Annotated in this window: 6 protein-coding genes and 1 pseudogene; all 7 read left to right on the top strand. The window is 50.4% G+C overall.

Annotation, left to right across the window (positions count from 1 at the left end; all coding sequences use genetic code 11):
• Nucleotides 1-69: 69 nt before the first annotated feature.
• The 7 genes and pseudogenes from ACHHZ7_RS25305 (at nucleotide 70) to ACHHZ7_RS25275 (ending at nucleotide 2,252) form a co-directional block, all read left to right on the top strand.
• On the top strand, nucleotides 70-288 hold the full coding sequence (locus ACHHZ7_RS25305) for a hypothetical protein (protein WP_103771803.1): 219 nt from the start codon (nucleotides 70-72) through the stop codon (nucleotides 286-288).
• Nucleotides 289-308: 20 nt separating this feature from the next.
• Nucleotides 309-617, top strand: a complete 309-nt coding sequence (locus tag ACHHZ7_RS25300) for a hypothetical protein (protein ID WP_395149234.1) — start codon at nucleotides 309-311, stop codon at nucleotides 615-617.
• Nucleotides 618-649: 32 nt separating this feature from the next.
• On the top strand, nucleotides 650-934 hold the full coding sequence (locus tag ACHHZ7_RS25295; RefSeq protein WP_103771721.1) for a hypothetical protein: 285 nt from the start codon (nucleotides 650-652) through the stop codon (nucleotides 932-934).
• Nucleotides 935-1,117: 183 nt separating this feature from the next.
• Complete coding sequence (locus ACHHZ7_RS25290) at nucleotides 1,118-1,444, top strand: hypothetical protein (protein WP_103771722.1); 327 nt, start codon at nucleotides 1,118-1,120, stop codon at nucleotides 1,442-1,444.
• A gap of 369 nt (nucleotides 1,445-1,813) precedes the next feature.
• A pseudogene (locus ACHHZ7_RS25285) lies at nucleotides 1,814-1,963 on the top strand (DUF5431 family protein); the annotation flags it as partial.
• Nucleotides 1,908-2,030 carry a type I toxin-antitoxin system Hok family toxin gene (locus ACHHZ7_RS25280; protein WP_224776414.1) on the top strand — a complete coding sequence of 41 codons (123 nt, stop codon included), beginning with the start codon at nucleotides 1,908-1,910 and terminating at the stop codon, nucleotides 2,028-2,030. The pseudogene ACHHZ7_RS25285 and the gene ACHHZ7_RS25280, both read left to right, overlap by 56 nt.
• Before the next feature lie 42 nt (nucleotides 2,031-2,072).
• Nucleotides 2,073-2,252: a hypothetical protein gene (locus ACHHZ7_RS25275; RefSeq protein WP_395149233.1), complete on the top strand. Its 180-nt coding sequence runs from the start codon at nucleotides 2,073-2,075 to the stop codon at nucleotides 2,250-2,252.
• Nucleotides 2,253-2,437: the final 185 nt, after the last annotated feature.

Genomic DNA, 2,437 nt, shown 5'->3' with positions numbered 1-2,437 from the left:
TCCTTTGCCCTTTGCCGCGAGAGAACTCACCAGGGAGATGGAAAACCATCACCACAGGAGAAAACCAGGATGCACACACGAAACGTCAACGTCAAAACCGCCGCTCAAGAATCTTCCGGAAGATGTGTAAGGACATGCCCGGAACCGATTGCTGCAAAGGTGCTGGCATTCCACGGACAGGATGCCAGTTATGCATTTAATGTCCTGGCTGACCTTAAAGCAGCCGGTGCGTCATACACCCGCCGGAACATTATTGCGGATATGTTTCGCCGTCTTGGTGTGAATTAACCAGCTAAAGGGAAACTGCTATGAACAGAATTTTACCTCCAGTACGCGGCCTGAATATTCGGGTTCAGTGGGGTATGGCGCGCGTAATGAGAGTTATCGACCCGGTTAAGGCCCGGGGGGAAGAGGCCGATGCTCTTTTTGAAGCTCACCAGGCTGGCTATCAGGATTTCGGTCTGGGGGAATTCACGCCTCCTCACATGTTTGCTGACGAGCCTCAACTGGTGAAAGCATGGAAAGCGGGCATGCAGTTCGCAAAATCATGCGATGAAACTGAAAACTGTGAATTCTGCCAGAGCGAAGAAAGCGAATGCTGCCCGTTACATGGCTGAATACAGAAACTTAACAAAAAAGGAAATTAAAAATGGGTACTCAAATCATCCAGACCATGTCCCCTTCATCCCTCATTATCCTGGTTGCAGAGAATGAAAATAACGCAACTGCGCCGGAAGAGTGGGATGTGATGGAATTCCGTACTCTTGCCGAGCTGAAGAAGCTGCGTAAACATTCTCCCGAGAAAATGAAAGGTCGCTACTTTTATGCACTCAGTAAGGGCGTGGATTCACAGTTTCGTCATATCCATTTAACTGAAGCCGGGCACTTAAAACAGTTCGTACGCAAGATAGAACGTCTGGGGCTGTCGATTTAAAGCGGGCATGTACGAACCATTCACTCCGGGCGGGAAACGTTCAGGTTCTCGCTCTGTTTTGAAAAATGGCCAGTTTTGGTGGCCATCGTTTCCGGTGGCCACGTTCTGGTACAACGATACGGCCAGCAGGCCACTTTAGAACCGTAGCGACAGAAAATTCAGTCGCAGTTAAGGAGAACGACAATGACAGAACACACTCTGTACGATGTCCCGGCGACCGCCCTGAAAGTGATGGCTCAAAATCTGGAGAACGCAAGCTACCCCGTTCGCATCAGAAATAATGACGATCACGCTTCACTTGCAGCAAGTGCACTGTGGACCTTTGCAAAACAAACAGGCCTGGATCGTGATAGTGAGTCGTTGGGAACGGTTTTGACTGATTTCCTGGGGGATCTGCTGCACCTGTGTGAGCAATTTTCTCCGGACTCGTCCGGAGAAAATCATCTGCGGGAATCACTGAAAACAGCTTTGATGCACTTTGAGCAGGAAAATGACGAACGGCTTTTCTGAATGTGACTGACAGAAAAGCAAGTCAATGAGATGGCAGAACTTTCTCTGCAGTCTTATTGTCTGGTGCGTGATATGAAGCAGGCGAAAGCGCAGCCCGACCTGAACTGCACCCCAAAAGTAGGATGCTCAACTGATTAAGGTGCAGTTTTTTTAGTCAATTCAGGAATAATACCTGGAACAATATCACCATATTCCACAAAAAAATCAGCGAGATAAAGGTAAGACGCCTGGTCAGTCTGGTATGGGGTGAGGTATAATAATGATGGCGCTTGAGGCTTTTTGCCTCATGACGTTCCAGATGTTGTGTGGCAGAAAGAAGAAAGCCCCGTAGAAAGTTAATTAAATTAACCAACACACGAGGCGATCTGCTTGACTAGACACCAACAGAATAGCCTCTTAGATGCCGTAAGGCAAGGAGAAGAAGGCTATGAAACTGCCACGAAGTACCCTGGTTTGGTGTGTATTGATAGTGTGTCTCACATTGTTAATATTCACTTACCTGACACGGAAATCGCTCTGCGAAATTCGCTACAGGGACACGAACAGGGAGGTGGCGGCTTTCATGGCCTACGAATCCGCTAAGTAGCTAACCCCGGCGGGGGGAAACCCCCGCCAATCAGGGGCAGTGGTGGTTTGGTCATGCCTGAAGCGCCTTTATAAAGGGGTTGCCGGTTCGCTGGCAGCCCCTTTTTCCTCTTCTGGTGCGATCGCAAGCATGAACAGCCAGGAAGGACGGTTCCCTCCGGGAACGGGGCAGGGCGGCAGCGCCTGCGGCGCAACCGCTCTCTTCCCGTCCTGTCCATTGTGATTTACTGATTGCGGATCATTTATCTACTGTCTGCATGGCTCTGTTCTATTCCTCTGGTCTCAGTAATAACAGACTGATGGCCCCCTTCGGCTCCTGACCAGCTGACGCTGTCCAGTCGTCGAGCCCCACTCCGCCAGGGCAGCTGCTGCGCACCTGCCAGTCTCCGCCGAACCCCTGCGGGTTTC

Origin of the sequence: Citrobacter freundii complex sp. 2024EL-00216 (assembly GCF_043945515.1) — a bacterium.
In the GTDB taxonomy this organism is placed as follows: domain Bacteria; phylum Pseudomonadota; class Gammaproteobacteria; order Enterobacterales; family Enterobacteriaceae; genus Citrobacter; species Citrobacter portucalensis.
Note: the sequence above shows the minus strand (reverse complement) of the source record. Positions and strands in the feature narration are given on the sequence as shown.

Coding starts and splice junctions, on each gene's coding strand:
- ACHHZ7_RS25305 (WP_103771803.1), top strand. CDS start 70: ATGCACACACGAAACGTCAACGTCAAAACCGCCGCTCAAGAATCTTCC.
- ACHHZ7_RS25300 (WP_395149234.1), top strand. CDS start 309: ATGAACAGAATTTTACCTCCAGTACGCGGCCTGAATATTCGGGTTCAG.
- ACHHZ7_RS25295 (WP_103771721.1), top strand. CDS start 650: ATGGGTACTCAAATCATCCAGACCATGTCCCCTTCATCCCTCATTATC.
- ACHHZ7_RS25290 (WP_103771722.1), top strand. CDS start 1,118: ATGACAGAACACACTCTGTACGATGTCCCGGCGACCGCCCTGAAAGTG.